Origin of the sequence: Streptomyces sp. NPDC006296, assembly GCF_040613235.1 — a bacterium.
Lineage (GTDB): Bacteria > Actinomycetota > Actinomycetes > Streptomycetales > Streptomycetaceae > Streptomyces.
Genome location: NZ_JBEXRT010000065.1, coordinates 1 through 25,835, shown reverse-complemented (window position 1 = coordinate 25,835; position 25,835 = coordinate 1). Strand labels below are relative to the sequence as shown.

The 25,835-nt window shown below is 73.9% G+C and carries 23 protein-coding genes and 1 pseudogene; 17 read left to right on the top strand and 7 right to left on the bottom strand.

What is annotated here, in order from left to right; translation table 11 throughout:
- Positions 1–571 (bottom strand): annotated as a pseudogene (locus ABZ172_RS28915) (hypothetical protein); the annotation flags it as partial.
- A gap of 2,008 nt (positions 572–2,579) precedes the next feature.
- Here ABZ172_RS28915 and ABZ172_RS28910 point away from each other — a divergent pair.
- From ABZ172_RS28910 to ABZ172_RS28875, 8 genes are all read left to right on the top strand, one after another.
- The gene (locus tag ABZ172_RS28910) at positions 2,580–2,954 is read left to right on the top strand and encodes a hypothetical protein (RefSeq protein ID WP_356888118.1); all 375 of its coding nucleotides are present in this window, start codon (positions 2,580–2,582) and stop codon (positions 2,952–2,954) included.
- 115 nt (positions 2,955–3,069) lie between these two features.
- Positions 3,070–3,507 (top strand): phage tail protein, encoded by a 438-nt coding sequence (locus ABZ172_RS28905; protein ID WP_356888116.1) that lies wholly within the window; start codon positions 3,070–3,072, stop codon positions 3,505–3,507.
- Positions 3,508–3,510: 3 nt separating this feature from the next.
- Positions 3,511–4,233 carry a peptidase M23 gene (locus ABZ172_RS28900; RefSeq protein ID WP_356888114.1) on the top strand — a complete coding sequence of 241 codons (723 nt, stop codon included), beginning with the start codon at positions 3,511–3,513 and terminating at the stop codon, positions 4,231–4,233.
- Positions 4,233–6,104: a VgrG-related protein gene (locus tag ABZ172_RS28895; RefSeq protein WP_356888112.1), complete on the top strand. Its 1,872-nt coding sequence runs from the start codon at positions 4,233–4,235 to the stop codon at positions 6,102–6,104. Before ABZ172_RS28900 ends, ABZ172_RS28895 begins: the two co-directional genes overlap by 1 nt.
- Positions 6,104–6,547, top strand: a complete 444-nt coding sequence (locus ABZ172_RS28890; RefSeq protein ID WP_356888111.1) for a GPW/gp25 family protein — start codon at positions 6,104–6,106, stop codon at positions 6,545–6,547. The genes ABZ172_RS28895 and ABZ172_RS28890 overlap by 1 nt, the downstream gene beginning before the upstream one ends.
- Positions 6,547–8,505 (top strand): putative baseplate assembly protein, encoded by a 1,959-nt coding sequence (locus tag ABZ172_RS28885; RefSeq protein ID WP_356888109.1) that lies wholly within the window; start codon positions 6,547–6,549, stop codon positions 8,503–8,505. Before ABZ172_RS28890 ends, ABZ172_RS28885 begins: the two co-directional genes overlap by 1 nt.
- Positions 8,502–9,167, top strand: a complete 666-nt coding sequence (locus ABZ172_RS28880) for a phage tail protein (RefSeq protein ID WP_356888107.1) — start codon at positions 8,502–8,504, stop codon at positions 9,165–9,167. Before ABZ172_RS28885 ends, ABZ172_RS28880 begins: the two co-directional genes overlap by 4 nt.
- Positions 9,164–10,486, top strand: coding sequence for a zinc ribbon domain-containing protein (locus ABZ172_RS28875; protein WP_356888105.1), 1,323 nt, complete (start codon positions 9,164–9,166; stop codon positions 10,484–10,486). Before ABZ172_RS28880 ends, ABZ172_RS28875 begins: the two co-directional genes overlap by 4 nt.
- A gap of 130 nt (positions 10,487–10,616) precedes the next feature.
- Here ABZ172_RS28875 and ABZ172_RS28870 read toward each other — a convergent pair whose 3' ends face one another.
- The 3 genes from ABZ172_RS28870 to ABZ172_RS28860 form a co-directional block, all read right to left on the bottom strand.
- Positions 10,617–10,970: a PRC-barrel domain-containing protein gene (locus ABZ172_RS28870; protein WP_356888103.1), complete on the bottom strand. Its 354-nt coding sequence runs from the start codon at positions 10,968–10,970 to the stop codon at positions 10,617–10,619.
- Positions 10,971–11,243: 273 nt separating this feature from the next.
- Entirely contained in the window at positions 11,244–12,488 is a 1,245-nt protein-coding gene (locus tag ABZ172_RS28865; RefSeq protein WP_356888101.1) for a peptidoglycan DD-metalloendopeptidase family protein, read from the bottom strand.
- 190 nt (positions 12,489–12,678) lie between these two features.
- Positions 12,679–13,764, bottom strand: coding sequence for a glycoside hydrolase family 5 protein (locus ABZ172_RS28860; RefSeq protein WP_356888099.1), 1,086 nt, complete (start codon positions 13,762–13,764; stop codon positions 12,679–12,681).
- Positions 13,765–14,343: 579 nt separating this feature from the next.
- Here ABZ172_RS28860 and ABZ172_RS28855 point away from each other — a divergent pair.
- The 6 genes from ABZ172_RS28855 to ABZ172_RS28830 all read left to right on the top strand — a co-directional run bounded on the left by ABZ172_RS28855 (position 14,344) and on the right by ABZ172_RS28830 (position 18,783).
- Complete coding sequence (locus ABZ172_RS28855) at positions 14,344–14,565, top strand: hypothetical protein (protein ID WP_356888097.1); 222 nt, start codon at positions 14,344–14,346, stop codon at positions 14,563–14,565.
- Between the two features lie 118 nt (positions 14,566–14,683).
- On the top strand, positions 14,684–15,826 hold the full coding sequence (locus ABZ172_RS28850) for a sigma-70 family RNA polymerase sigma factor (RefSeq protein ID WP_356888095.1): 1,143 nt from the start codon (positions 14,684–14,686) through the stop codon (positions 15,824–15,826).
- Positions 15,827–15,908: 82 nt separating this feature from the next.
- A complete protein-coding gene (locus tag ABZ172_RS28845) occupies positions 15,909–16,529 on the top strand; it encodes a TetR/AcrR family transcriptional regulator (RefSeq protein ID WP_356888093.1) in 621 nt (206 codons plus the stop codon).
- Positions 16,526–16,933: a DUF6069 family protein gene (locus ABZ172_RS28840; protein ID WP_356888091.1), complete on the top strand. Its 408-nt coding sequence runs from the start codon at positions 16,526–16,528 to the stop codon at positions 16,931–16,933. Before ABZ172_RS28845 ends, ABZ172_RS28840 begins: the two co-directional genes overlap by 4 nt.
- 183 nt (positions 16,934–17,116) lie before the next feature.
- On the top strand, positions 17,117–18,154 hold the full coding sequence (locus tag ABZ172_RS28835) for an NAD(P)/FAD-dependent oxidoreductase (protein WP_356888089.1): 1,038 nt from the start codon (positions 17,117–17,119) through the stop codon (positions 18,152–18,154).
- Positions 18,151–18,783, top strand: a complete 633-nt coding sequence (locus tag ABZ172_RS28830; RefSeq protein ID WP_356888087.1) for a class I SAM-dependent methyltransferase — start codon at positions 18,151–18,153, stop codon at positions 18,781–18,783. Before ABZ172_RS28835 ends, ABZ172_RS28830 begins: the two co-directional genes overlap by 4 nt.
- Positions 18,784–18,862: 79 nt before the next feature.
- On the opposite strand, the gene ABZ172_RS28825 is transcribed toward ABZ172_RS28830, so the two are convergent.
- Positions 18,863–19,477: a YceI family protein gene (locus tag ABZ172_RS28825; RefSeq protein WP_356888085.1), complete on the bottom strand. Its 615-nt coding sequence runs from the start codon at positions 19,475–19,477 to the stop codon at positions 18,863–18,865.
- 241 nt (positions 19,478–19,718) lie between these two features.
- Here ABZ172_RS28825 and ABZ172_RS28820 point away from each other — a divergent pair, with 241 nt between their 5' ends.
- Positions 19,719–20,243 (top strand): hypothetical protein, encoded by a 525-nt coding sequence (locus ABZ172_RS28820; protein ID WP_356888083.1) that lies wholly within the window; start codon positions 19,719–19,721, stop codon positions 20,241–20,243.
- A 184-nt stretch (positions 20,244–20,427) separates the two neighbouring features.
- Here ABZ172_RS28820 and ABZ172_RS28815 read toward each other — a convergent pair whose 3' ends face one another.
- Positions 20,428–21,750, bottom strand: a complete 1,323-nt coding sequence (locus tag ABZ172_RS28815; protein ID WP_356888081.1) for an amidohydrolase family protein — start codon at positions 21,748–21,750, stop codon at positions 20,428–20,430.
- 122 nt (positions 21,751–21,872) lie between these two features.
- Positions 21,873–23,084, bottom strand: a complete 1,212-nt coding sequence (locus ABZ172_RS28810) for a glycoside hydrolase family 64 protein (protein WP_356888120.1) — start codon at positions 23,082–23,084, stop codon at positions 21,873–21,875.
- A 783-nt stretch (positions 23,085–23,867) separates the two neighbouring features.
- Between ABZ172_RS28810 and ABZ172_RS28805 the strand changes: the two genes are divergently transcribed.
- Positions 23,868–25,451 (top strand): acyl-CoA carboxylase subunit beta, encoded by a 1,584-nt coding sequence (locus ABZ172_RS28805; RefSeq protein WP_356888079.1) that lies wholly within the window; start codon positions 23,868–23,870, stop codon positions 25,449–25,451.
- A gap of 70 nt (positions 25,452–25,521) precedes the next feature.
- Positions 25,522–25,725 (top strand): acyl-CoA carboxylase subunit epsilon, encoded by a 204-nt coding sequence (locus tag ABZ172_RS28800; protein WP_014153860.1) that lies wholly within the window; start codon positions 25,522–25,524, stop codon positions 25,723–25,725.
- Positions 25,726–25,835: the final 110 nt, after the last annotated feature.

Genomic DNA, 25,835 nt, shown 5'->3' with positions numbered 1-25,835 from the left:
GCCCGCCGCTCGGCCCCCCGGCGTCCGGGGCGGTGCGCCCGCCCGCACCACCGGCCTCCGCCGCCGGGCGCCGTCCGGGCCTCGCCGCTCCCGTCGTCCGACCGTCCACGCCGGGGGCGCCGGCGATCACGCCCCCGCCGTCCTCCGGGGGCGGAGCGCCGCCGGTGCCGCCGGTGAGGCCGCACACCCCCGCCGGTGCCGGCAACACCCCCGAGCCGCCCGTCCAGCGGACCCCGGCGGCCGGGCCGGACCCCGCCGCGCGCCCGGTCACCCCCTCGGCGACCGGCACCCCGGGAGCGGGTACGCCCACCAGGACGACGCCCGCGCCGGGTACGCCCGCGAAGAGCGCGCCCGTGAAGGGTGCGCCCGCGAAGAGTGCGTCGGGTACGAGCGGTTCCGGTACGAGCGTGCCGACGACGCGTGCCCCGGGCGCCTCCGGCACGGGCAACTCCGGTACGCGCACGCCCGCGACGCGGGCTCCGGGCGCACCCGCGACGCGGGCCCCGGGCGCGGGCAGCTCCGGCACGAGCACTCCCGGCACGAGCACTTCGGCCACGAGTACTTCGGGCACGAGCAACCCCCCTGCCGTCACGCCCGGTTCGCGTCCGGTCGTCCGGCCGAGGCTGGGCACCCCGTCGAGCCGGCCCGTCGAGGGACCGGCCGCCACCCCGGCCCCCGGCGCCGCCCCCGCCGTCCAGCGCGCCACCGCGCCCGGCCGTCCGACCAGCCCCCCGGCGGCGCCCCCCGTACGGCCCGCGCAGGGTCCCGTGGCGCCCACCGGCGGCACCGCTCCGGTGCCACCCGTGCAGCGGGGCGCGGTCACTGACACCGCGTCACCGGGCGGGCTCCCCAAGACCCATGTCACCGGTCCGACGACCCGCACCGGACCCGCAGGTTCCCCCGTCACCGGTCCGACGACCCGCACCGGACCCGCAGCTTCCCCCGGCAGCACCGGCCCGGCCGGTGCCGGTTCCGGCGCCGGGGCGAGCGGCGCGGTCCCGGGATCCGGTACCACCGGACGCCCGGTCGTCCCCACCCGTACGGACTCCCCGGTGACCGGCGGCCCGACCGCGGGACCGGCCGGAGGCCGACCTCCGGTGCAGCGGCTCGCCGCCCCGGGACCGGCACCGTCCGGCGCCGCACCCGCGCCGGGCGGCCCGCAGGGCGCTTCCCGCCCCCCGGCCGAACCTCCGGTGCGGCCGCTTCCGGCGCCCGCACCGGGTGCCGCACACGCTCCGGGCCCCTCACCCACGCGCGTCTCCGCCCCCGCACCCGGCTCCCGGACCGGCGCGCCTGCGGCCCCCACGCCTCCCACCGCGGCCCACCGGCCCGATCCGGCGGCCGGAGGCCCGTCAACCGCCTCCGGCCCGTCGGCCACCGGCCCGTCGGCCGGCTCCGGCGTGCCCGCCCGGCCGTCGGCCGGATCCGCGGGGAACACCGCCGGTCAGCGCACCGCACCCGCCGCACCGGCGGGCGGTTCCGGCCCGGTCCTGCCCGCCGCCGCGCGGCCCGTGCAGCGAGCGGCGCTTCTCGTGGTGCCGGTGCGGAGGCCGGACCCGGGTCCGGCCGTCCCGCCCGTCTCCCGTACCCGTCCGCTGCCCGCCTCCGGCACGCCGTCCACCCCCGGCAGCACATCCGCACCGGGCACCCCTGCCGCACCTGGCGCTTCTCCCGCCCCCGGCTCTCCCGCCCCCGGCTCTCCCGCCGGATCCGCGAAGGCCGTGCCGGTGCGGCCCGCCGTGGCCGGGGACGCCTCCGGCGCCGGCCGGCCGGCCGGCGCGCCGCCCGTGCAGCGCTCGTCCACGGTCCGGCCCTCGTCCGCGCCCCCGCCGTCCGCTGCGCGCCCGCCCGCCGTGTCCGTGGGTCCGGCCGCCACCGCTCCGGTGCCGCGGACCGCCCCGGCCGCCCCGCTGGTGGGTTCCTCCGGGCCGGTCACCGCCGCCGGACTCGCCCCGGCCCCCGTGCGGCCGCATTCCCCGGCCCCCGCCGCGGCAGCGGGCCACGCCCCGGCCCCGGGAGGACGTGACGCGGCGGTGCGGACCGCTGCCGCTCCGCCCCCCGCACGGCGTCTCACCGCTCCGCAGCTGTCCGCACTGCCGGCCGTCTCCCGTGCCGAGCCGGGCTCCTCGCACCCGTCCGCCCCGGTCCCGGGCCCCGCTCCGGCACGTCCCGCCCCGGCCGCCGTACGTCCGCACCGCGTCCCGACCGCGCCGAGTACGGCCACCGGCGGGACGGCCGCCCGCCGGCCCGCCGTGCAGCGTTCCGTCGCCCCGTCACCGGTGCCGTCACCGGCGCCGTCACCATCCTCGTCAATGGCGCCCGCCGTCGTGCGACCCCCGCTGCCCCGGGCCGCCGCCGGTTCGCCCCCGCCGGTGCCCCCGCGTGCCCCGGCACCCGCGCCCGCGCGGCCCGGCACGGGGGGACCCGGCGGCGCGGCCCACCCGGCCGTCCAGCGCTCCGCGTCCACGCCGGTGCCGCCGGTCCCGGGCGCCGGGAGCACGCGTACGGCGCTGCCGCACGACCCCGGTGGTTCGCACGCCCCCGCCGGCCCGGTGGCCCGGCCCGTCCGGAGCCCCGTGGTGTCCCTGACGCCCGCCCCGCAGGCTCCGGCCGCCGCGCTTCCCGTGCAGCGGGCGCACGTCCTCCCGGCCGAGCGGCCCGCACCGCCCCCGGTGGCGGCCCCGGCCCCGGCCCGGCAGGCACCCGCGCCCGCCGTCCAGCGGGTGACCGCCCCGCCCCGCAGCACCTCCGTCGCGGTGCAGCGGAGCGGGGGCGGAAACTCCAAGGAGAAGCCCGCGCCCTCCGTGACCAGCCAGGTGAACCCGCGTGAGCTGAGGGAGGACCAGGTGGCGGAGCTGGTGAACCGGCTGATCGGGCCGGTGACCCGGCTGCTGCGCACCGAGCTGCGGCTCGACCGTGAGCGGATCGGCAGGTTGCGCGACCCACGCCACTGACAGACCCCGCAGGAACGCCCGCACGTCCCCTCAGCAGGAACTCCGCAGGAATCCCCGCCGGGATGTCCGCCGGAACCGCCCCACCGCACGTGGAACCGCAGGAAGGCCCCACCCGATGCCCCAGGAACTCGACGCAGGCTCCACCATCTTCTTCCACCTCACCATCGACGGTGAGAGCCTGGGCACCTTCAACGGGTGCGAAGGGCTCTCCTCCCAGGTCGAGATCGAGCAGCGGCAGGAGGGCGGCAACAACGGATTCGTCTGGCAGCTGCCCTCCCGTGTCACCTTCTCGAACATCACCCTGACCCGGCCGCTCACCGAGGACACCGCGAAGGTGGCGGAGTGGATCTCCTCCGTGACCACCGGGGTGACCCGCCCCACCGGGCAGATCGCCGCCCTGCGGGCGGACGGCTCGATGGTCGCCCAGTGGGGGCTGATCGACGTGCTCCCGGTCAGCTGGCGCGGTCCCTCCTTCGATCCGGCGAGCCCCGCGGTGGCCACCGAGGTCCTGGAGATCGCCCATCACGGGTTCACCGACGCGGGAGAGGCGTAGCCCATGGACCTCTCCGGCCTCGGCATCGGCGACAGCCTCGTACGGGCGACGCTCGCCATCCACCAGCCGCCGATCGGCAGCAGCACCAGCCCCGGCGCGCTCATGAAGACGTTCAACTTCGACTTCAACCCGTCCCAGCTGTCGCTGACCCGCAGGGCCCAGTGGAAGACCACACCGACCGCCGCGGTGCGCGACGGCGCCGTCCCGGAGTTCATGGGGCCCGAGCCCCGGGAGATGACGGTGGAGATCTTCCTCGACCGCTCCGACGACCCGGACAGCAACGACGTGCGCAAGAAGGTCGAGTCCCTCTTCTCCTGCTGCGAGACGACCACCGCCAGCATCGCGGCGAACCAGCCGTCCACCCCGTGGGTGATCTTCGAGTGGGGCGCCTTCTCGACGGCCCGCTTCAACGCGTACGTCAGCTCCGTCGAGGCCCAGTACACCCTCTTCAACACCAACGGCATGCCGATCCGCGCCGTCTGCCAGGTGAGCCTGCACGAGATCCCGAGCAGCACCCCCGGCCAGAACCCCACCTCCGGCGCGCTCACCACCCGCCGGGTGCACCGGGTGGTGGCCGGTGACTCGCTCCAGCTCCTGGCCTGGCGGGAGTACGGCGACGCCACGGTCTGGCGCACGATCGCCGAGGCCAACGACATCGACGACCCGAAGGCGTTGAAGCCCGGCATCGAGCTGATGCTCCCCGCCGCCGAAGAGGTCGGTGCCTGATGTCCGACATCGGTTTCTCCAACATCCTCACGGTGCAGATCGCCGGCAAGAAGCTCAAGTCGCCGGAGAACACCAAGCTGGTGGCCGGCCGGGTCGACTTCGGCGCGGGTGTGCCCGGAGCCTTCCACCTCACCTTCCGGGACGACAAGAAGGACATCCTCGCCAAGCTGGGCGTGGAGATCGGCGTGCCCGTGGTCATCGCGCCCCTCTCCGACGGCAAGGGCACGCCGCTGATCACCGGGGAGGTGACGGCGCTGGAGACCGACTACGACCGCACCGGCACCTTCACCGTCATCCGCGGGTACGACAAGGGCCACCGCATGCTCCGCCAGCGCAGGGTCGCGGCCTACCGGAACAAGACCGCCACCGAGATCGCCGTGGAACTCGCCCGCAAGAGCGGCCTCCCGATGGGCAGGACCCAGCGGACCAAGGGGCAGTACGAGTTCATCAGCCAGGCCAACGTCACCGACTGGGACTTCGTCCAACGGCTCGCGGACGAGAACGAGATGGTGATGTCCATCAACTCCAAGGGCCGGTTCCAGTTCGTCAAGCGGCAGCAGGCGGCATCGGCTCCGCCGGAGAGCCTGCCGAGCGCACAGAGCGCCCGCCTCCTGAAGGGCGGCGAGGAGATCCTGCGCTGCCGCGCGGCGGTCACCTCGGCCGACCAGGTCACCGCCGTCGAGGCACGCGGCTGGAACGTCACCACCAAGCAGCCCCTGGTCTCCAAGGCGCCCGCGCTCGACAACAGCGGCTTCGCCATCGGCACGACGCCGTCCGAGGTGTCCAAGACCTTCGGCAAGGCCGAACTCGTCGTGACCGACACCCCCTACGACAAGCTGGACGAGGTCAAGCACGCCGCGGACGCCGTCGCGGACGACGTGACCTCCTCCTTCGCCGAGGTCGAGATCACGGCGCGGGGCAACACCGAGCTGCGGCCCGGCGTCGCCGTCACCCTGAAGGACGTCGGCAAGCCGTTCCAGGGCAAGTACACGATCACCGCCGCCCGCCACAGCTTCGGCGACCAGGAGCACTACGAGACGTTCCTGAACGTCAGCGGGCGGCAGTGGCGTTCGCTGTACGGCCTCACCTCCGGAGGGGCCGGTGCGGGCGCCTCCGGACTGCCGAGCGTCGCCAACGCCCTGGTCACCGACATCAAGGACCCGCTGCGGCAGGGCAGGGTCAAGCTGAAGTTCCCGTGGCTCGACGACATGTACGTCAGCGACTGGACCCGGACCGTCCAGCTCGGCGGGACCAAGGGCGGCAGCATGATCTCCCCGGACGTCGACGACGAGGTGCTGGTGGCCTTCGACCGCGGCGCCCTGGACCACCCGTACGTCATCGGCGGCCTCTACAACGGCGTGGACAAGCCCGACCCGGTCGACGTGCCCGTCTACGACGGGACGCGCGGCAAGGTCACCCGGCGCACCCTGTCCGACCGCAGCAACAACCGGCTCGACCTGCTGGACCAGAGCGTCGGCCTCAAGCGCGGGGTGCGGCTCTCCACGGGCGACAACCGGCTCACCATCAATCTGGACCGGACCAAGACCGAGATCGTCGTGGACAGCAAGGGGACGGTCTCCATCCGGGGCAGGGGCGCCGTCGCCGTCAACGCGGGCGGCAACCTCTCGCTCAACGCGGTGGGCTCCATGACGATCCGCAGCGGCGGAACCATGAACATCAACGCCGGCACCCTGTCGGTGCAGGCGGGTGCCACGTCCGTGGCGTCCAGCGCGCTGAGCGTGTCGGCCGGTGCCGCCATGACGCTGTCCGCGGGACTCGCCCTGAAGATCAACTCAGGCCTGGAGATCGGCCTGAACGCTCCGCTGGTCCTGTCCAAGATGAAGCCGGTGCTGACGGTAGGCGGGGTCTGATGGCCGAACAGTTCGTCGGCTCCGGATGGGCCTTCCCGCTGCGCATCAGCCCCACCGGCGGCATCGCCCTGGTCAGCGGCGAGCGCGAGGTCGAGGAGGCCATCCGGCTCGTCCTGTCCACCGCGCCCGGCGAACGGCCCATGCGCCCCGAGTTCGGCTGCGCCATCCACGACATGGTCTTCGCCCCCGTCAACGAGGCCACCGCGGGCCGGATCCAGCACGAGGTGCACACCTGCCTCGACCGCTGGGAGCCCCGTATCGAGGTGGACGACGTCACGGTGACCGCCGGCGAGGAGCAGGGCGTGCTCTTCATCGACGTCCGCTACTCGATCACGGGCACCAACAACCCGCGCAGCCTGGTTTTCCCGTTCTACGTCATTCCCTCCCACGACGGGCCCGAGGGGTCCGGCACGTCCGACGAGCAGCTTGGAAGCGACCGCTGATGGCACTGCCCTCCCCGAACCTCGACGACCGGCGCTTCCAGCAGTTCGTCGACGACGCCAAGCGCTACATCCAGCAGCGCGCCCCCGAGTGGACCGACCACAACGTCTCCGACCCGGGCGTCACCCTCGTCGAGACGGTCGCCCACATGGCCGACCAGATCGTGTACCGGCTCAACCGGGTCCCCGAGAAGAACCACCTCGCGTTCCTCGACCTCATCGGGATCACCCTGTTCCCCCCGTCCGCGGCGCGCGCCGACGTCACGTTCTGGCTGTCGGCACCCCAGCAGCAGCCCGTCGTGCTGGCCACCGGCACCGAGGTCGCCACCGTGCGCACCCAGACCGAGGACGCCGTGGTGTTCGCCACCGAGCACGAACTCAGCGTCGTGCCGTGCGAGTTGTCCTACCTCGTCATACAGCCGGCCGACCAGGAGGCGGTCGACCGCACCTCGGACCTCGCCGAGTCCAAGGACGTGAACTGCTTCACGGAGGCCCCGCGCGCCGGCGACCGCATGCTGTTCGGGCTCAGCGCCGCCGTACCGCACTGCGTCGTCGTCCTGGAGCTCGACAGCCAGGTGGACGGTGTCGGTGTCGACCCCCGGCAGCCGCCCCTCGCCTGGGAGGCGTGGACCGCCGACGGCTGGGCCGCCTGCGACGTCGAGCGGGACACCACCGGCGGGCTCAACCGCCCCGGCGAGGTCGTGCTGCACGTCCCCGGCGGACACGGGCTCTCCCGCACCGGCCGCCGGGAGGCCGGCTGGCTGCGCTGCCGGGTCCTCGAACCGGCGAAGGACCAGCCCTTCTACACCGTCTCGCCGACCGTCCGCTCCGCCGAGGCCTTCAGTATCGGCGGCACCACCGCCGTCGTGCACGCCGAGACGGTGCGGGACGAGGCACTGGGGGAGTCCACCGGACTGCCGGGCCACCGGCTGAAGCTGGCCCACAGCCCCGTCGTCGGCGACGCCCAGCCGCTGCTGCTCCAGGTCGCCGAGCGCGACGGCTGGGTCGACTGGGAGACCGTCGGCCACTTCGCCGCCTCGGACCCCACCGACCGGCACGTCACCCTGGACGCGACCACCGGCGAGATCGCCTTCGGCCCGTCCGTCCGCGAGCAGGACGGCACCCTGCGCCAGTACGGCGCCGTGCCGCCCAAGGGCGCGCCCATCCGGGCCCGCCGCTACCGCACGGGCGGCGGAAAGGCGGGCAACGTCGCACGGGGCGCCATCCAGGTGCTGCGCGACTCCGTCCCGTACGTCTCCGACGTCGTCAACCGGGAGGCCGCGCGCGGCGGCGTCGACGGCGAGACCGTCGAGGAGGCCAAGCGCAGGGCGCCGATCGCGCTCAGTGCGCAGGACCGCGCCGTGACCCTGCGGGACTACGAGGAACTCGCCCGGCGCGCGGCGCCCGAGACCGCGCGCATCACCTGCCTCGCGGCCGAACCGGACGAGCACGGCGCGCACGCCGTACGGGTGCTGGTCGTCCCGCAGGCCGTCTCCGACCCGGGCGGCCGGCTGCGCTTCGAGCAACTCGTCCCCGGCGACGACCTGCTGGCGCGCATCACCCGCTACCTGGAGGAGCGCCGCCTGATCGGCACCCGGCTCGCGGTCGGGCCGCCGTTCTACCAGGGGGTGACGGTCGTCGCGACGGTGCACGCGTTCCGCGGCACCGACACCGACCGGGTCAGACGACAGGCGCACGACGCCCTCTACCGCCACCTCGACCCGCTGACCGGGGGAGCCCACGGCACCGGCTGGCCGTTCGGCCGTCCGGTGCAGGCCGGCGAGGTGTTCGCGGTGCTGCAACGGGTGCCCGGCGTGGAGCTGGTGGACGAGGTGCTGCTGCACCCCGCCGACCCGCTCAGCGGCAAGCGCGGCGACCCCACCGAGCGGATCGACCTCGAACCCCCCGCGCTGGTCTTCTCCTTCGACCACCGTGTCCGGGTGATCGGGGACGCGTCGTGAAGACGGACGGCAGCACCCGCGGCTCCGTCGACGGACTCGGCTCCTCGGCGCCGCTGGCGGTCATGCTGCCGGCGGTGTTCGCCGACGACGACCTCGCCCAGCGCTTCGTCGCCGGTATCGACGAGGTCCTCGCGCCGCTGCACAACGTGCTCGACTGCCTGGACGCCTACTTCACGCCTTCGCTCGCCCCCGCGGACTTCACCCGCTGGCTCGGCGCGTGGGTGGGCGCGGAGACCGAGGCGCCGGAGCCGGACGGGAACTCCGGCACGGGCGTGGAGGCGGAGCTCACCGAGGCCGCGCTCACCGCCCTGGCCACCGGCCACCCGCAGGACACCCGGGCGACGGTCGCGCTGCGCGCCGCGGTGACCGCCGCCGTCCGGCTGCACCGCATACGCGGCACCCGCCGTGGACTGTCCGAGGCCGTACGGCTCTCCTTCGGGGTGGAGCCGGAGATCGACGAGAGCGGCGCCGCCACCTGGGACGCCCGGCCCCTGGGACCCGTCCCCGGCGAGAGCCGCCCGCACCTGCACGTCACCGTACGGCTGCCGCACCCCGACCCCGCCGCAGAACACCGGCTGGACCGCCTCGTCGCGGCAGCCCGCCCCGCCCACATGCCTTACACGGTCCACGTGACCACCGCCGAAAGGACTTCCGACAGGTGACCAGTCAGCAGGCCTCCTCTTCCAAGCCGCCCTCCTCGGGGGCCGGCGGCAAGGGGGACGAGCCACGCCACTGCGCCGAGTGCGGCACACTGCCGACCCCGGGGCAGTCCTTCTGCGACGACTGCGGCGCGGTACTGAGCTGGACCCCGGGCAGAAGGGACCGCGGGACGAGCACGGCGGGTCCGCAGTCCGACGCGTCGGCCCCGGACGTACCGGGCCCCGCCCCGGCCCCGGACGAGCCGGCCGCCGCGGACACCGGCGCCCGGAGCACGGACCCCGTGCGCGAGCCCGCCCGCGCCGACGCGCCCGCGCCCGCGCCCGCTCCCGACGAGCACGACACCCTGCCCACCATGCCGCCGGTCTCCGCCGCGTCGGCGGCCGCGGCCCCCGACGCGGCCCCGCGCCCCGACGCGGACCCGGAGGCGAGCGCGCGGGCCAGGGCGCTGCTCGTCCCGGTCGCCGACCAGCGCACCCCCGCACCGGAGCCCGACGTCGCCCCGGTGCTCCCCGGGATGCCCGCCGCGGCCCGCCCCCGGGTCCAGGCGCCCCTCGGCGAACCCGTCGACGACAGCGGCCCCCCGTGCCCCTGGTGCGAGATCGGCAACCGGCCCGACCGGCACTTCTGCCGGCGCTGCGGCATGTCCCTCGCGGAGCGCCCCGGCGTCCCGGAGGCCCGGCGTCCCTGGTGGCGCCGGATCTGGCGGGCCGGCGACCGCCCGACGCCGTGGGCGGGCGAACGCCCGAGGCTGCGCCGGGGGATCAGCCGCATCTTCAGCTGGATCGCGTACGGCCTCGCCCTCGGGCTGGTGATCTACGGGGCGTTCCACATCGACACGGCGTGGAACGCGGCCCGGGACCACTTCGCCAAGCGGGCCCAGACCAGCCCGGACTCCGCCGTGGCGTCCCGTTCCTTCGGCGGCCATCCGCCGAAGATGCTGTTCGACAAGGTCAGCAACAGCTGGTGGGGCCCGGGTGTCTCGGAGTCCGCCGAGGGGGAGTGGGTCGAGGCGCGCTTCGAGGAGCCCACCCGCCTGCTGGACATCCTCATCACGTCCGGGATCTCCGCCAAGGCGTCCGACCTCTCCGAGGCCGCGCTGCCGCACCGCATGGACGCGGTGATCATGACGGCCGACGGCAGGAAGACCACCCGCCAGATCAAGCTCGACCAGATCAGCGGCCCCCAGCAGCGCAAGTTCCGGGCGGAGAACGTCATCAGCGTGCGCTTCGTGATCCGCTCGGCGTACAACGTGGACGCCAACCGGCAGGTCTCGATCGCCGAGATCGAGTTCTTCACCCGCGCCACGACCAACGGCACCTGAGGGCCGTCCCGCCGGGGGCGGCGGGCCGGCATCCGACGGACGCCGGCCCGCTCCGGAAGCGCCGCGGGGACGGCGGGAGGGGCGGGACGCACGATGCGTCCCGCCCCTCCGCCGTCCCCGCGGCGTCGTGTCAGACGCGGCGGTGGCGGCCGTAGTACTCGCCGGTCGTGCGGTGGAAGTCCGCGTCGCCGACGTGCTTGTCCTTGTCGAACTCCGGGGAGTCCTTGATCTGGTCCTTCGTGAGGTCGACGTAGATCTTCTTGTCGTCGGCGTCGATCCGGCCGACCGTGCCCGCCGGGAGCAGCACGTGCTTACCGAAGATCCACACGCCGGTGTCGACCACCAGGTAGGAGGAGCTGACGTCGTCGGAGTGCTTGTCGACCTTGCCGATGCTGCCGTCCGTCGCCTCGACCTTGTAGCCGATCAGGTCGGTTCCGGCGGTGTGGCCGGCGCTCGGCTGGTAACCCCACAGGTTCTCGCTCATGAGAAAGTCCTTCGTTCGCATGGAAAGGAATGACGCGTCCGAAGCGGGCTCCGGTACCGGTCGACCAGGTCGTCCGGCCGAACCGCCCTTTTCCCTCGGTGACCGCTGAAAGCCGGGTGCCCCCCGGATTCCGGCATATGTGTGCGAGATGCGTTGTTTTTCCCACCCGATAAGGGGAACCCGGGCAGCCTGTGCCCTGTTCTTCCACCGGTCCCGCCGACGGTTTCCGCGCCGGACCGACGGACCTGCCGGACCGCACGGACCGGCCCGTCCTCAGAGAATCAGGCCCTTGGCCCGGAGGTAGGGCACGGGAGGGACGTCGGACCCGAAGGAGTCACCCGTGCGCACCTCGAAGTGCAGGTGCGGACCGGTGGCGTTGCCGGTGTCGCCGGACCAGCCGATGAGCGTGCCGCCCTGGACGCTCTGGCCGACCACGGCCTTCACCTGGGAGAGGTGGGCGTACTGGCTGAACGTGCCGTCCTCGTGGCGGACGACGACCTGGTTGCCGTAGTCGCCGCCGGCCCCCGCCGTCACGACCTCGCCGGGACCGATGGCCTTGACCGGCGTCCCGGTCGGGATCACGAAGTCGACGCCGGTGTGCAGCCCGGTGGACCAGGCGGAGCCCCGCTGGTGGTAGGGGGTGCCGGCCGGTCCCTCGACGGGCAGGGTCCAGCCGCCGACGACGTCGCCGGCCGGGACGACCATCTGCGGGCCGGCCCTCATGACGGCCTTGACGTACTCGTACGTCTCGCCGTCCGCCCCGGTCGCCCGAGGCACCCCGCCGTACTCCTCGACCGCTGTCCAGCCCACCCGGTAGCCGGCCAGGGCCAGTTCCAGGGGCTTGCCCCGGTAGCCAGGGTGCTCCTTCGCGGTCCGTAGGAGGGCGCACATCTTCCTGCCCTGCGCCGGTATGGCGTCCGCCGGGTCCAGGACGTCCTTGACGCCGTCGTTGTTGCCGTCGACGCCGTCCTCGGCCCAGTCGGCGTCGGAGAACTGCGCGATCCCCCGGGTGACGGGCCGTTCGGTCCGGGTCATCCCGGGCAGCTCCGCACCCGGTGAGGCGTCGGGACCGCCGTCGCCGGGAAGGCCCTCCGCGCCCTTCTTCGCGTCCTCCGCCCGTTCCTCCGGGCTCCGCGGGTCGGTCAGTGAGCCCTGGTCGTCGTCGGCCGGTCCGTCGTCCGGGACCGACCTGGCCCTCGGGTTGAAGTTGCTCTCCCGCTTCAGCTGGGCCGCCAGCACGGGCGCGGTGAGCAGCTTGTCGTCGCAGTCGGACGCGGCGTCGCGCAGCAGCTTCGCGTACACGACGGGCACCCCCGCGTCCCCCGCCTTCAACTCGGTGCTCTGCGGGGCGGGGACGTCCGTACCGGCCGCCTCGCTGTCGTCGAGGGTGCCGAGCAGCACGACGCCGAGTCCGATCGACAGGGGCGTCACCACGGCTCCGGCGATGACCGGCACCATCCAGCGAGGGATCCTCACGGTCCGCCAACTCCCCTGATCGACCGTCGCGGTGAGGCTCACTATGCCATCCGGCGCACCGGGCCCCGGCCCGGCCCCCGCCCCGGACCCGGCACCGTCCCGGGCGGGGCCCGCGGGGGCCGGAACCGGTGCGGTGCGGGGCCCCGCGCAGCCCCCGCGCACGGGGTCAGGCCGGCCTGCGGGACCCTCGCGGTGAGGGCCCCGGGCCGTCCGCGGCCGGACGGACCCGCCGTCAGCCGGTGGGGAAGGCGTCCGGCGTGCTGATGCGGTTCTGAAGCAGCGCCCCGGACTCCGTCAGCACACCGCTGCTGCTGTAGTCACCACCGGCACAGGTGCCGGGCCGGAGCGCCGCGCTGCTCTCGGGGGCGTCGGAGTAGGTCCAGTTCGCGTAGCTGATCTTCAGCCCGTCCAGCAGGTCCAGCCAGGCCGTGGTGCTCGCCGCGTCCATCGCCCCGCCGCCGTCGGCGCTCACCGTGCCGAACTCCGTCACGAAGAGCGGGAGCCGTGCGGCCGCCCGGCTCAGTGTGGAGCGGTAGGCGTCCGTGTGGCTCGCGGCGTAGAAGTGGAACGCGTACATGAGGTTGGTGGTGTCGACCGGGTTGTCGACGATCTCCTGCTCGTCGGAGCCGTCCGAGACGCCCAGCGAGGACCAGCCGCGGGTCCCCACGATGACGACGGAGTCCGGGTCGGCCGCCCGGACCACCGGGACGACCTGCTCGGCGTAGCTCTTGACGGCGGGCCAGCTCACGCCGTTCGGCTCGTTGGTGATCTCGTAGATCACGTTCTCCTTGCCGGCGTTGCGGGCGGCGACGGACGCGAAGAACGTCTTCGCACGGTCGAGGTTGTGGTTCGGGTCGCCCGGCGTCAGCGTGTGGAAGTCGATCAGCGCGTACATGCCCCGGGCCTCGGCCATGTCGACGAGGGCGTTCACGCGGTCGGTGAACCGCGCCGGGTCGGTCTCGTACCCGCCCTCCTGCACGTACATGGCGATGCGCAGCAGGTCCGACTTCCACTCCCTGGCCAGCGCGTCCAGGGACGCCGCGTCGTAGCAGCCGTCGAACCACTGGATGCCGTGCGTGCTCATGCCCCGCAGCTGGACGGGGCGGTCGTACCGGTTGCAGAGGTTCACGCCGCAGACGTGGAGCCGCCCGTTGACGCCCACCGGGGTGTCGGCGGCCGGGCCCTCGGCGGGGCCCGGGCAGGCGGTGCTCGTGTGTCCGGCCCGGCAGTCGGCGGCCGCCGCGGGCCGCGGGCCGGACGCCGCCGTCGTGCCCAGGACCGTCGCGAAGATCGCCAGTAAGGCGAGCAGGCGTTTCATGTGTTCCTCCTCGTGCGAAGCGGAATCAGTCGTTGGGAGCGCTCCCAAGGTGCTGTCGGCCCGCGACCGTACACCGACGGATCCTGGGGCGTACAGGGATGCGGCAGCGGTGCGGTGAAGCGGGCCGTCCGCACGGGACGGGATCCGGAAGGCGGACTCCGGGCGTCTGCGGGGGATCTGCACACGGCGTCCGCAGGCGGCGGGGCGGGCCGGGACGCCGTCCGCGCGCGGGCCGGACGCGTCGCACCGGCAGGCGGCTATGTCCGCTTTCGCCAGGGATCACAAATACGGCCGGCGGGACATCCGTCGGTCGCGGAGGTGAAGAAGCTGTACCGGTCCGAAGGGTGATGTGACCACACCGTCCTTTTCCTGCCGGTGAACCATTCGTGCGAGAGTCGAAAGGTGGCTCGGTGCCGTCCTCACGTGCTTGTATCCCTCACATCGCGAAAACCGCAGGGAATTCCCGGCGTCCCCGGACGTACGGCGACGCTCCGCGGTGACCGTGAAAGCGGCAAAGGCCGTTCCCCACTGCGGAACCGGCCCCAGCCATTCTGAATTGACGCGAAGGGAATTCACCTCATGAGCTCCGCCCCCCAGATCCACACCCAGGAAATCTCCGACGCCGACCTGGACGCCGTGTCCGGTGGCATCGCCGTCCCGGCCGCCGTCGAGGTTCCCCTCGTCGGTGGCGTCGCGGGTGCGGTCGACGCCGACCTGCTCAACGGCAACGTCTCCGGTGCCCTCGGCGGCCACGCCCTCGGTGTCGCCGGGCTCGGCACCGCCGCCACGCTCTCCCTCTGAGCCGGCGCTGAGTCCGTGTGCCCCGCAGCCTGAACGGTCAGGCCGCGGGGCACACGGGCCGTTCCGCACCCCGTCCGGAGTGCACCGGACCCGCGACCACCGACCAGGGACCTCGCACGTGAGCGATCCGCGCCCCGCCCGCCACCCCGGTGCCCCCGGCAACCGGTGGGAGCTCGTCTGGAGCCACCGCGACGAACTGCTGGAGATGGCGCGCAGCCGCTCGTCGAGCGCCGAGGAGGCCGAGGACGCCGTGCAGGAGGCGATGGTCCGCGCGGTGGAGCAACCCGGTGTCCCGTACGGCCGGATCCGCTCGTGGCTCAGGCTCGCGACCGTCCGCGCGTGCGCCGACCGGCACCGCCAGGTCGCCCGCGACCGGGAGCTGAGCGAGACCCTCTCCGCCGCTCCCGCCGAGCCACTCCTGGTCGAGGAGGACGCCTGCGACCGGGCGGAGGCCCGATGGCTGGCCGACCGCAGCACGGAACTGCTCCCCGCCCGCCAGGCCCGGGCGCTGCGGCTCCAGGCGCAGGACCTCGACGTCGGGCAGGTGGCCCGGACCATGGGGCTGAGCTACCGGGCGACCGAGTCGCTGCTCGCCCGGGCCAGACGGTCCCTGCGTGACCTGCTGGCCGCGAGCCTCACGCTGGCCGCGGCCTGCTGGATGTGCGTCCGCAGGCTCCCCCGCACCGTCCCGGGCCAGTCCGCGGGTGCGGCCTCGGCGGCGGCGACCCTGGCCCTCGCAGGAGCGGTGCTGCCCGCCGCGCCCTTCGGCGGGCAGCACCACCGTCCCCCGGCGCACCGGCAGGAGGCCGCGCCGCTCGCCGCTCCCGCCGCGGAGCTCTCCTCCCGCGCGGCACCGGAACGCCCCCGTGCGGCCGCGCCCTCCCCGGATCCCCGGCGGGGCGGACCGACGCACCGGGACACCGCGCGGTCCGTTCCGGGCGGGCCGCCGCACGCGGAGGGCCCGGCGAGCGCGGTCGCCCTGGAGCCGGTGATCGGGTCCCTTCCGCCGTTGCCCCTGCCGTCCGCGGTGACCACGCCGGTACCGGTGCGGGGCCTGCCGGTGGAGGCTCCGGAGATCCCCCGGGAACCGCCCTCGGTGCCGCCCGTCGGTGCGTCCGTGGAGTCCGGCGCGGCCGCCGGCCTCACCGGGGCGTCCGGCACGGTGCGTCTGTCCGTCGGGTCCGGTCCTTCCGGCGTCACCGGGGCGTCCCGGGGCGCGGTCGGGGCGGCGCCGAAGTCCCCTTCGCCTTCAGGTGGTTGATGTCCGGAACAGAAGCGGGCGAGCAGCCGGAGTGAGGACTCACTCATTGACAGAGTGAGTCCTCACTCCGTACTCTCGCGGCATGACGCCACCCAAGGAGAACCAGACCACCCGGCGTCGCGCTCCAGGTATGTCCCCGGAGCAGCGGCGCGCGATGATCATCCAGACCGCGATTCCGCTGATCGCCGAGTACGGCGCCGCGGTGACCACCGCGAAGGTCGCCCGCGCCGCGGGCATCGGCGAGGGCACGATCTTCCGGGTCTTCGCCGACAAGGACGAGCTGCTCCAGGCCTGCCTGGCGGAAGCGCTCTCCCCCGAGCACGCGGTCCGTGAGCTCGGCGCGATCGAGCTGTCCCAGCCGCTGCCGGACCGGCTCGTGGAGGCGGCCCAGTCGCTCCAGGCCCACCTGGCCCGGATGGGCGCGATCGCCGGCTCGCTGCACGCCTCCGGGCACCGCAGCGGCAAACACCCCGGCACGGTGCGCGGGGCCGGAGCCGACGAGTCGACGACCCGGATCCGTGCGGCCCTCGCCGAGCTGCTGGAGCCCGACCGGGACGCGCTGCGCCGGCCGCCGGAGCAGATCGCGGCCCTCTTCTTCGGGCTGCTCTTCACCCAGCCGTACATGGAGGAGGACCCGGAGCTGACCACGCAGGACCTCGTCGACGCCTTCCTGCACGGCGCACTCGCGGGAGGTGCCGCATGAGCGCGCTCCGGAGCCGCCCGGCGGTCGTCGGCCTCGCCGCACTGGCGCCCGCACTGGTGTGGCTGATCGCGGACCCGGTGCTGGGCCACCGGCTGCGGATGGTCGACGGCGACCAGACCCTCGACATCGGACTGGTGGCGGCGGTGTTCGTCGGCCTGCTGGCGTCCCTCGCCGGCTGGGCCCTGCTGGCCGTCCTCGAACGGTTCGTCTTACGGCGCGCCCGCGTCCTCTGGACCGTGGCCGCCGTCGTCGTACTGCTCCTGTCCTTCCTGCCGTTGACCGGTGACGGCATGGACGGCGGCACACGGGCCGCACTCGCCCTGATGCACCTGTCGGTGGCCGCGGTGCTGATCCCGGGCCTGCCCCGCAGGAACCCCGCGGCGCCGGCGCCGGCCACGTCCTGAGCCCGGCCGGGCGGGCCCCGGGGGGCACGACGCGCCGTCCGGGGCCCGCCCGGGACGGCCCCCGGACACGGGCGCGGACCCCCACGGACCGGTGCCGGGCTCCGCAGGTTTGCCGGTTCGGCAAGCGGATTTGTCGAACCGGCCGCTCGCGCGCACTCTCTTCCGTAACAGGAGGTGATCCGCATGAGCGAGACGAACCGGCGGTACGACGTCGTGGTGATCGGCGGTGGGGCGGCCGGGCTGAGCGGTGCGCTCGCCCTGGCCAGGGCGCGGCGTTCCGTGCTGGTGATCGACGCGGGCAGTCCGCGCAACGCACCCGCGTCGCACGCCCACAACTACCTCGGCCGGGAGGGCGTCCCGCCGCTGGAGCTGCTGGCCATCGGCCGGGCCGAAGCGGCGCAGTACGGCGCGGAGATCGTCCGCGGCGAGGTGGTCTCGGCCGCGCGGACGGCCGACGGATTCCATGTGGTGCGGGCGGACGGGGGAGTCGTCCGGGCCCGCCGGCTGCTCGTGACCACGGGCATCGTCGACGAGCTGCCGCCGGTGGCGGGCCTCGCCGAGCGCTGGGGCAGGGATGTGCTGCACTGCCCGTACTGCCACGGCTGGGAGGTGCGGGACCGACCGGTCGGCGTCCTCGCCGCCGGCCCCATGGCCGTCCATCAGGCCCTGCTCTGGAGGCAGTGGACCGACGACGTGATGCTGTTCCGCCACGAGCAGGCCGACTTCACCGACGAGGAGTACGAGCAGCTCGCCGCCCGGGGGATCGCGGTGGCGGACGGCACGGTGGAGGCGCTGGAGGTGTCCGGCGACCGGCTCGTCGGAGTGCGGCTGGCCGGCGGCACGGTCGTCCCGCGCGAGGCGGTCGTCGTCCAGCCGCGCTTCACCGCGCGGTCGGCGGTGCTGGAGAGCCTCGGCCTCCCGTCCACCGAGACGGTGCTGGACGGTCACGTCCTCGGCAGCCACGTCGCGGCCGACCCGTCGGGGGCCACCGGCCTCCCCGGGGTGTGGGTGGCGGGCAACGTCGCCACCCTCATGGAGCAGCTGGTCGGCGCGGCCGCCGCGGGGCTCAAGGCCGCCTCGGCGATCAACATGGACCTCGTCACCGACGACACCCGCCGCGCGGTCGACGCCCGCCGCACCCCCTTCTCGGCCGAGGCCGAGCGCCAGGTCTCCGAGCGTGTGCTCGGCGACCGCCGTCACGGACTTCAGGAGACACGATGACCGACGAAAGCACCCGGACCGACGCCGAGATGTGGGACGACCGGTACCGCGAGAGCGACCGGATCTGGAGCGGCAACCCCAACGTCGTGCTCGTCCGCGAGGTCGAGGGCCTCACCCCCGGACGGGCGCTGGACCTGGGCTGCGGCGAGGGCGCCGACGCGGTCTGGCTGGCCCGGTGGGGCTGGCAGGTCACCGCCACCGACATCTCGCGCGTCGCCCTGGAGCGCGCCGCGGTCCACGCGGCCGAGGCCGGCGTCGCGGACCGGGTCGACTGGCAGTGGCACGACCTGGGGGCCTCGTTCCCCGAGGGCGAGTACGACCTGGTCTCGGCGCAGTTCCTGCACTCCATGGGCGACCTGCCCCGTGAGCGGATCCTGCGGCGGGCGGCCTCGGCGGTCGCGCCCGGCGGGGTGCTGCTCATCGTCGGACACGCCGGTTTCCCCGCCTGGGAGCACGACCACGCGGACATGCGGCTGCCGACCACGGAGGAGGTCCTGGCCTCCCTCGAACTCCCGGAGGGGGAGTGGGAGGTGCTGCTCAGCGAGGAGCACGAACGCATCCAGAACGATCCGGACGGCAACCCCACCACCCGCACCGACAACGCCCTGAAGGTGCGCCGCACGGGGTGAGCGGCGCGGCCCCGGGACGCCGAGCGCCCGCCGTCCTCCCCGGAGGGGAGAACCGGCGGGCGCGCTCGGTCCCGGCGGGTCAGGCCTGCGGGGCGGCCTTGATCGCGGAGATGTCGAAGGTCAGCCGGACCTTGTCGCTGACCATCACACCACCGGTCTCCAGGGCGGCGTTCCAGGTCAGACCCCAGTCGGAGCGCAGGATGTCGGCGCTGCCCTCGAAGCCCACGCGCTCGTTGCCGTAGACGTCGGTGGCGGAGCCGTGGAACTCCAGGTCGATGGAGAGCGGACGGGTGACGTCCTTGATCGTGAGGTCGCCGGTCACCCGGTAGGTGTCGCCGCCGAGCTGCTCGGCCTGCGTCGAGCGGAACGTCATCAGGGGGAACTTCTCGGCGTCGAAGAAGTCGCCGCTGACCAGGTGGCCGTCGCGGTCGGCGATGCCGGTGTCCACGCTGGCGATCCGCACGTCGAGGGACGCGGTGGAACGGGACGGGTCGGAGCCGTCCAGCTCCAGCGTGCCCTCGTGCTCACCGAAGGAACCGCGCACGTTGGTGACCATGGCGTGGCGCACCGTGAAACCGATGCTGCTGTGGGCCGGGTCGATCGTGTAGGCGCCGGTCAGTGCGGCCAGCGCCGGGTCCACGGCGAGGGTCGCGGTGGTGGACGGGGCGGTGTTCTTGCGGTTGAACAGAGCCATGGCTCCTCCTCGGGGGGACGTGTTCCGACGCGTTCCGCGGAGCGGCCCGTCGAACGGTTTGTTTAACCTTCAACGAGATTGACTCTAGACCGTTTTTGTTCAAAGTTCAACATCAAGGGTCCAGGCCGGTCCGAAAGTCGCGGGGACGCCGCGGGAAAGCCCGCCGCGCCCTGGCGGACGCGCGTAGAGCTGGGGCAGTATCTGGCTGCCCCATTGTCATGAGCAGGAGGAAATTCCCCCCATGCTGACCCGACCCAGGCTCCACTCGGCCCTCACCTCCCTCGCCCTCGTCCTCGGCGCGCTCTTCGCGCCCGGCGTCGGCGTCCTCGGCGGCGGCGCGACCGAGGCGCACGCCGTCACCAAGCTGACCCACTCCCAGGCGGCCTCCCGGTTCTCCTCGTCCGGGATCACCTGGTCGTCCTCCGGCGGCTGTTCCGACCGGAACGTCTCCACCTGCACGTCCTTCGACCAGCTCAACCTCACCAGCGCCCAGGGCGCCCAGACGCTGAAGAGCGCCACGGGCTGCGCGCTCACCATCACCGGAGGCACCGAGACGGGACACGCGAGCGGCACCTACTCGCACTGGAACGGCTACAAGCTCGACTTCGCGAAGAGCACCTGCCTGACGAACTACGTGAAGGGCGTGTTCACGTACATCGGGGTGCGGGGTGACGGCGCCCCGCAGTACCAGTCCGGTTCCGGCAACGTCTACGCCGACGAGGGCAACCACTGGGACGTGACCTACCACAACTGCGGCGGCTGCTGACCGCACCGCGCGAACCGTCCGCACGGCGCGATCCGGCCACACCGGGCCACGCCCGACCCGCACCCGCGGGTGCCCCCGTCCGCCGGAGTCCGCACCCGGACGGGGACACCCCGGGGCCGCCTCCCCGCGGCCGTCCCGCGCGGGCAGGGCCGCACCACGGCCCGTGGGTGCGGCGCGGGCAGGCTCAGGGACACAGCGCGGGCAGGACGCCCTCGCCGAGGACGCCGGCGCGGTCGACCGCGATCCGGCCCTCCTTCACCACGGCCAGGACGTGGGCGGGGTCGCCCAGCGACGCGATGTCCGTGAGCGGATCCACGTCCGTGACCACCAGATCGGCCGCCTTGCCCGCCTCCAGGGTGCCGGTGACGTCGTCGACCCCGCACAGCCGGGCGGCGTCACCGGTCGCCGCCACGACCGCCGCCATCGGCGACATCCCCGCGATCTCCACCAGCAGCCCCAGCTCCCGGAGGTTCACGCCGTGGCCGACGGCCAGGCCGCTGTCGGTCCCCATCGCGATCCTGACCCCGGCCGCGACGGACAGGGCCACCGACTCCCGGGCGATCCGGTGCCAGCGCACGCCCTTCTCGTACGCCGAGGGGGAGGTGCGCGCCGGATCCAGGTCCTGCGTCGTCTCCAGCAGCGTCGGCACCAGGTACTGACCCCGGGCCACCATCTCCGCCCGCAGCTCGTCGTCCAGGGCGTAGCCGTGCTCGATGCTGGTCACCCCCGCGCGGACGGCGGCCTCGATGCCGGGGCGTCCGATGGCGTGCGCGGCGACCGGCAGCCCGCCGTACGCCCGGGCCTCCTCGACCGCCGCCTCGATCATCTCCGGACGCAGCCCCAGCCACTCCGGCCGGTCGTGCGGGGAGGTGACGCCGCCGCTGGTGGCCAGCTTGACGCAGTCGGCACCCGCCGCGACCAGGTCGCGGACCCTGGCCCGCATGTCGTCGACGGACCCGACCAGGCCGGGCGGGCTCTCGGGGAAGGCCACCGCGACGGCGAGCGCGTCGATGCCCCCGGCGAGCGTGAAGTCCGCGTGGCCGGCCCGCTGGCTGAGCATGCCGACCGAGACCAGCAGGCGGGGCCCGGGGATCCGCCGCTCCGCCACGGCCTGCCGGAAGCCGGCGTCCAGTCCCATCAGGTCCCGGGCGGTGGTCACCCCGTTCTCCAGGGTCACGCGCAGCCGCTCCAGGACCTTCAGGGTCCGGTAGCTCGGCAGCTCGTACAGCCCCTGGAGGGGGCTGCCGGCCGGGCCCGGCAGGGCGAAGTGCACATGGGTGTCGATGAAGCCGGGACACAGGGTGCGGCCCCCCAGGTCCAGCCGCCGCACCGGCCGGGGATCCGCGGGGAGCTCGGCGGAGGGCCCGGCCCAGGCGATGGTCCCGCCCTCGATCAGCAGGGCGGCGTCCGGCACCGGGGCGCGGCCGGTGCCGTCGATCAGCCGCGCGCCCCGGAGCAGGACCCGCGGTCCGGGGTCGCCGACGGAGGTCTCACCGAGGGAGGACATCTGCCCACGATCGGCCCGGCGGAGCCGTCGCGCAGGCCGGAGTGGGCCGCACGGGTGCGCACGCGGCTGCGCCCGCCCGCCGCGGACCGGCGGCGGGCGGGCGCGACGGTGTCACGCGCGGGTCAGGAACCCACGCTCACCGTGAAGCGCCGGGGGTTGCCGTCGTGCGCCGCCCCCGACACGTCGGGCTCGCCGTCCGGACGTACGTCGTCGTAGGGGAACGCGTAGCCGATCGGTGAGTTCGCGTGGACGACCCGCGACCAGTGGTTGGTCACGTCGCCCTGGTAGTAGTCCTCCACCGAGGTGCCGTTGGGCTGCTGCGGGTGGCTCAGCATGATCGAGCGGTTGAAGCCCGCCGCGATCCTGGCCAGCAGCGCCTTCTTGTCGTCGGAGTCGGCGGGGTCGTTGGTGAAGGGCCCGTGGTTGCAGGTGAAGATGTCCTTCGACGTCGGCTTCACGAAGGTGTGGCCGCCCTCGAAGGTCAGCGTGTCGCCGCTGACCCGGCCGGCCAGGGTGCCCCGGCCGCCCTGCAGGTCGATCCGCAGGTCGGTGGAGCGGTACTTCTCCCAGACCTCGTCGATCTGCGCGGTGAACAGGTCCCGGAACGGCATCTCGTCCGGCCGGTCGAAGAACGGCGCCATCAGGTTCTGCGGGGAGACGACCCGCAGGACCTGGCCGTCCGAGCCGCGGGTGATCAGCTCGTCCCAGGGCTGCCCGTCGGCGGCCGCCTGGGCCGTGAGGTCGTCGGCGATGCGCTGGACCGCGCCGTCCGGGAGCGGGGCGACCGTGTGCGTCTCGTCGCCCTCCAGGGTCAGCCCGATGGGCAGCGCCGTGACCAGGTCGACGTAGCTGATGTTCGCGTACAGCTGCTGCGGGTTGAAGGTGAACTCGCAGAACGACCAGGTCCGGCCGTAGTTCGGGTCGGTGGGCGTCGCGAAGGCCGGCTCGACCAGGGACGGGCCCGGGTTGAGGTAGAAGTCCAGCTTGTCGTCGCGGACGAAGTAGACCCGCGCCCCGTACATCTGGGGCAGGGTCAGCACGACGGGTCCGGCTCCGGCCGCCTTCAGCGGGATGGCGCAGTCCACCGGCAGCGGGGTCTGCGGGGCGCCGGGGGACTCGGGGCGGTACACCGTGCCGTCGGGGCGCAGCAGCACCCAGCGGTCCGTGCCCTGCTCGTGGCCGGTGACGTACGCGTGCACCGTGCCGGGCAACGAGCGGTTCTCCAGAGCCAGTTCACAGGTCGCGGCGGCTGCCGAGGTACGCGGGCTCAGGGCGGTGCCCCAGAGGGGGTAGCTGAGCGCGGTCGCGGAGGCGGCGGCGCCCGTCAGGAACATTCTGCGCGAAATCACGAAGGAACTCCCGAGATGTGGGGGGTCGCAGACGGGAGTCATGGGGGGTGGGGCCGTCTGCGGTGCGGACCACTCTGTCCATGGGTCCGGCGAGCGTCAAGAGTTATCACTGAGAGCGCTCTCACGAAGTCGCTGTTCTTCACAACTCGACGCTTCCGAACAGGTTTTGGCCACTCCTGGTCGACTGCTGTGTGCGAGGAGTGAACAGGAACTGAAGGCGCGGCCCCGGCTGCCTCCGGCCCCCGGGCCTCCCGGTGCGCCCGCCGGGTCCGCCGCATACGCCGCAATCGGCCCACCCGACGCGTGTGCCGCACCTGCCGCACAGGGTGCACCCGGCGCATCCGCCCCATCCACCCCACCCGGCGTATCCACCCCACCCGGCGCGTCCGCCCCACCCCGCCCATCCGGCCCTCCGGTGCACCCGGTGCTCCGGCACCCGTTGCCGCACCCCCGCGCCCCCGCCGTCCGCCCCCGCCGTCCGCCTCCGGCCTTCCGGTGCCCCGCTCCCGGGTGGCGAGCCCCGTGCCGCTGCGCCGTCACGGTGGGTCCGGTCGCCCGCCCCGGTGGCTCCACGGCGTGGCGCGCGGGCCCGCGTGTGGCCGGGAACACATGGTCGGCTTTGTTGGAGATCCACAAAGCGCGGGCCCCGTGAGCTGGAAGATGGGTTGCATGGTGCTCCGCTTCTGTCGGGTGCCTCCAGGAAACGGGGCAGGAGACTGTCCGGAGTGAACGGCAGGGTTTTCTGGCTCGGGTTCGTAGGGTCGACGTATGACCGTTGTGGACGAAATCCCGGGCGAGCCGAGCGACACGCGTGGCCGGGTGGCCGAACTGCTGGCGCTGCGCGAGCAGGCCAGGCGCGGACCGAGCGACCGGGCGACCGAGGCGCAGCACGCCAAGGGCAAGCTGACCGCGCGGGAGCGCATCGAGCTGCTGCTGGACGAGGGATCGTTCAAGGAGGTCGAGCAGCTGCGCCGGCACCGGGCGACCGGATTCGGCCTGGAGGCCAAGAAGCCGTACACCGACGGTGTCATCACCGGCTGGGGCACGGTCGACGGCCGCACGGTCTTCGTCTACGCGCACGACTTCCGGATCTTCGGCGGGGCACTGGGCGAGGCCCACGCCACGAAGATCCACAAGATCATGGACATGGCCATCTCGGCCGGTGCCCCGCTGGTCTCGCTGAACGACGGCGCCGGCGCCCGTATCCAGGAGGGCGTCTCCGCGCTCGCCGGCTACGGCGGCATCTTCCAGCGCAACACCAAGGCCTCCGGGGTCATCCCGCAGATCAGCGTGATGCTCGGCCCGTGCGCGGGCGGCGCGGCCTACAGCCCGGCGCTGACCGACTTCGTGTTCATGGTCCGCGAGACCTCGCAGATGTTCATCACCGGGCCGGACGTCGTCAAGGCGGTCACCGGCGAGGAGATCACGCAGAACGGCCTCGGCGGCGCGGACGTGCACGCCGAGACCTCGGGCGTCGCGCACTTCGCGTACGACGACGAGGAGACCTGCATCGCCGAGGTCCGCTACCTGATCGGGATGCTGCCCTCCAACAACCGCGAGAACCCGCCCGTCGTGCCGAGCGACGACCCGGCCGACCGGCGCGGCGACGTCCTGCTGGACCTGGTCCCGGCCGACGGCAACCGCCCGTACGACATGCACAAGGTCATCGAGGAGCTCGTCGACGACGGCGACTTCCTGGAGGTCCACGAGCGCTGGGCCCGGAACATCGTCTGCGCGCTGGCCCGGCTCGACGGCCAGGTCGTCGGCATCGTGGCCAACCAGCCGCAGGCCCTGGCCGGGGTCCTGGACATCGAGGCGTCCGAGAAGGCCGCGCGGTTCGTCCAGATGTGTGATGCCTTCAACATCCCGATCATCACTCTCCTGGACGTACCCGGCTTCCTGCCCGGCGTCGACCAGGAGCACGGTGGAATCATCCGGCACGGCGCCAAGCTGCTCTACGCCTACTGCAACGCCACGGTCCCGAGGATCTCGCTGATCCTGCGTAAGGCCTACGGAGGTGCCTACATCGTCATGGACAGCCAGTCCATCGGTGCGGACCTCACCTACGCCTGGCCCACCAACGAGATCGCGGTGATGGGCGCCGAGGGCGCCGCCAACGTCATCTTCCGTCGTCAGATCGCCGACGCCGAGGACTCCGAGGCCATGCGGGCCCGCATGGTCAAGGAGTACAAGGCCGAGCTGATGCACCCCTACTACGCGGCCGAGCGCGGCCTGGTCGACGACGTCATCGACCCCGCCGAGACGCGCGAGGTGCTGATCGCCTCGCTCGCGATGCTCCGCAACAAGCACGCCGACCTGCCGTCCCGCAAGCACGGCAACCCCCCGCAGTAGTCACGGCACCCGCGGCGGCCCCGGCCCCGCGCACGTCCCACGACCAGCTGCCCAGAAGACGGAGACACCCATGAGCGTCACCCCCGCCGATTCGGTCCTGCGCGTCGAGAAGGGCCAGGCCGGCCCCGAGGAGCTCGCCGCCATCACCGCGGTCCTGCTCGCCCGCGCCGCCGCCCAGCCCGACGCGCCCGCCCACCGCGGCCGCAGCACCGCCGGCTGGCGCCGCCTGGAGCGCACGCCCGGCTTCCGCGCCCCGCACAGCTGGCAGGGCTGACACCGAGCACGGCAGGCGGGGGGGGGGGGGCCCCCGCGGCCCCCCCCCGCGGGGGCGGGGGGCCCCGGGCCGGGGCCGCGCCCCCCCGCCCCGGGGCGGGGGGCCGGGGC

What these genes read in the sequence shown, in the direction of transcription:
- ABZ172_RS28905 (WP_356888116.1), top strand. Translation starts at nt 3,070, where the DNA reads ATGCCCCAGGAACTCGACGCAGGCTCCACCATCTTCTTCCACCTCACC.
- ABZ172_RS28900 (WP_356888114.1), top strand. Translation starts at nt 3,511, where the DNA reads ATGGACCTCTCCGGCCTCGGCATCGGCGACAGCCTCGTACGGGCGACG.
- ABZ172_RS28895 (WP_356888112.1), top strand. Translation starts at nt 4,233, where the DNA reads ATGTCCGACATCGGTTTCTCCAACATCCTCACGGTGCAGATCGCCGGC.
- ABZ172_RS28890 (WP_356888111.1), top strand. Translation starts at nt 6,104, where the DNA reads ATGGCCGAACAGTTCGTCGGCTCCGGATGGGCCTTCCCGCTGCGCATC.
- ABZ172_RS28885 (WP_356888109.1), top strand. Translation starts at nt 6,547, where the DNA reads ATGGCACTGCCCTCCCCGAACCTCGACGACCGGCGCTTCCAGCAGTTC.
- ABZ172_RS28870 (WP_356888103.1), bottom strand. Translation starts at nt 10,970, where the DNA reads ATGAGCGAGAACCTGTGGGGTTACCAGCCGAGCGCCGGCCACACCGCC.
- ABZ172_RS28860 (WP_356888099.1), bottom strand. Translation starts at nt 13,764, where the DNA reads ATGAAACGCCTGCTCGCCTTACTGGCGATCTTCGCGACGGTCCTGGGC.
- ABZ172_RS28855 (WP_356888097.1), top strand. Translation starts at nt 14,344, where the DNA reads ATGAGCTCCGCCCCCCAGATCCACACCCAGGAAATCTCCGACGCCGAC.
- ABZ172_RS28845 (WP_356888093.1), top strand. Translation starts at nt 15,909, where the DNA reads ATGACGCCACCCAAGGAGAACCAGACCACCCGGCGTCGCGCTCCAGGT.
- ABZ172_RS28840 (WP_356888091.1), top strand. Translation starts at nt 16,526, where the DNA reads ATGAGCGCGCTCCGGAGCCGCCCGGCGGTCGTCGGCCTCGCCGCACTG.
- ABZ172_RS28835 (WP_356888089.1), top strand. Translation starts at nt 17,117, where the DNA reads ATGAGCGAGACGAACCGGCGGTACGACGTCGTGGTGATCGGCGGTGGG.
- ABZ172_RS28830 (WP_356888087.1), top strand. Translation starts at nt 18,151, where the DNA reads ATGACCGACGAAAGCACCCGGACCGACGCCGAGATGTGGGACGACCGG.
- ABZ172_RS28825 (WP_356888085.1), bottom strand. Translation starts at nt 19,477, where the DNA reads ATGGCTCTGTTCAACCGCAAGAACACCGCCCCGTCCACCACCGCGACC.
- ABZ172_RS28820 (WP_356888083.1), top strand. Translation starts at nt 19,719, where the DNA reads ATGCTGACCCGACCCAGGCTCCACTCGGCCCTCACCTCCCTCGCCCTC.
- ABZ172_RS28815 (WP_356888081.1), bottom strand. Translation starts at nt 21,750, where the DNA reads ATGTCCTCCCTCGGTGAGACCTCCGTCGGCGACCCCGGACCGCGGGTC.
- ABZ172_RS28810 (WP_356888120.1), bottom strand. Translation starts at nt 23,084, where the DNA reads ATGTTCCTGACGGGCGCCGCCGCCTCCGCGACCGCGCTCAGCTACCCC.
- ABZ172_RS28805 (WP_356888079.1), top strand. Translation starts at nt 23,868, where the DNA reads ATGACCGTTGTGGACGAAATCCCGGGCGAGCCGAGCGACACGCGTGGC.
- ABZ172_RS28800 (WP_014153860.1), top strand. Translation starts at nt 25,522, where the DNA reads ATGAGCGTCACCCCCGCCGATTCGGTCCTGCGCGTCGAGAAGGGCCAG.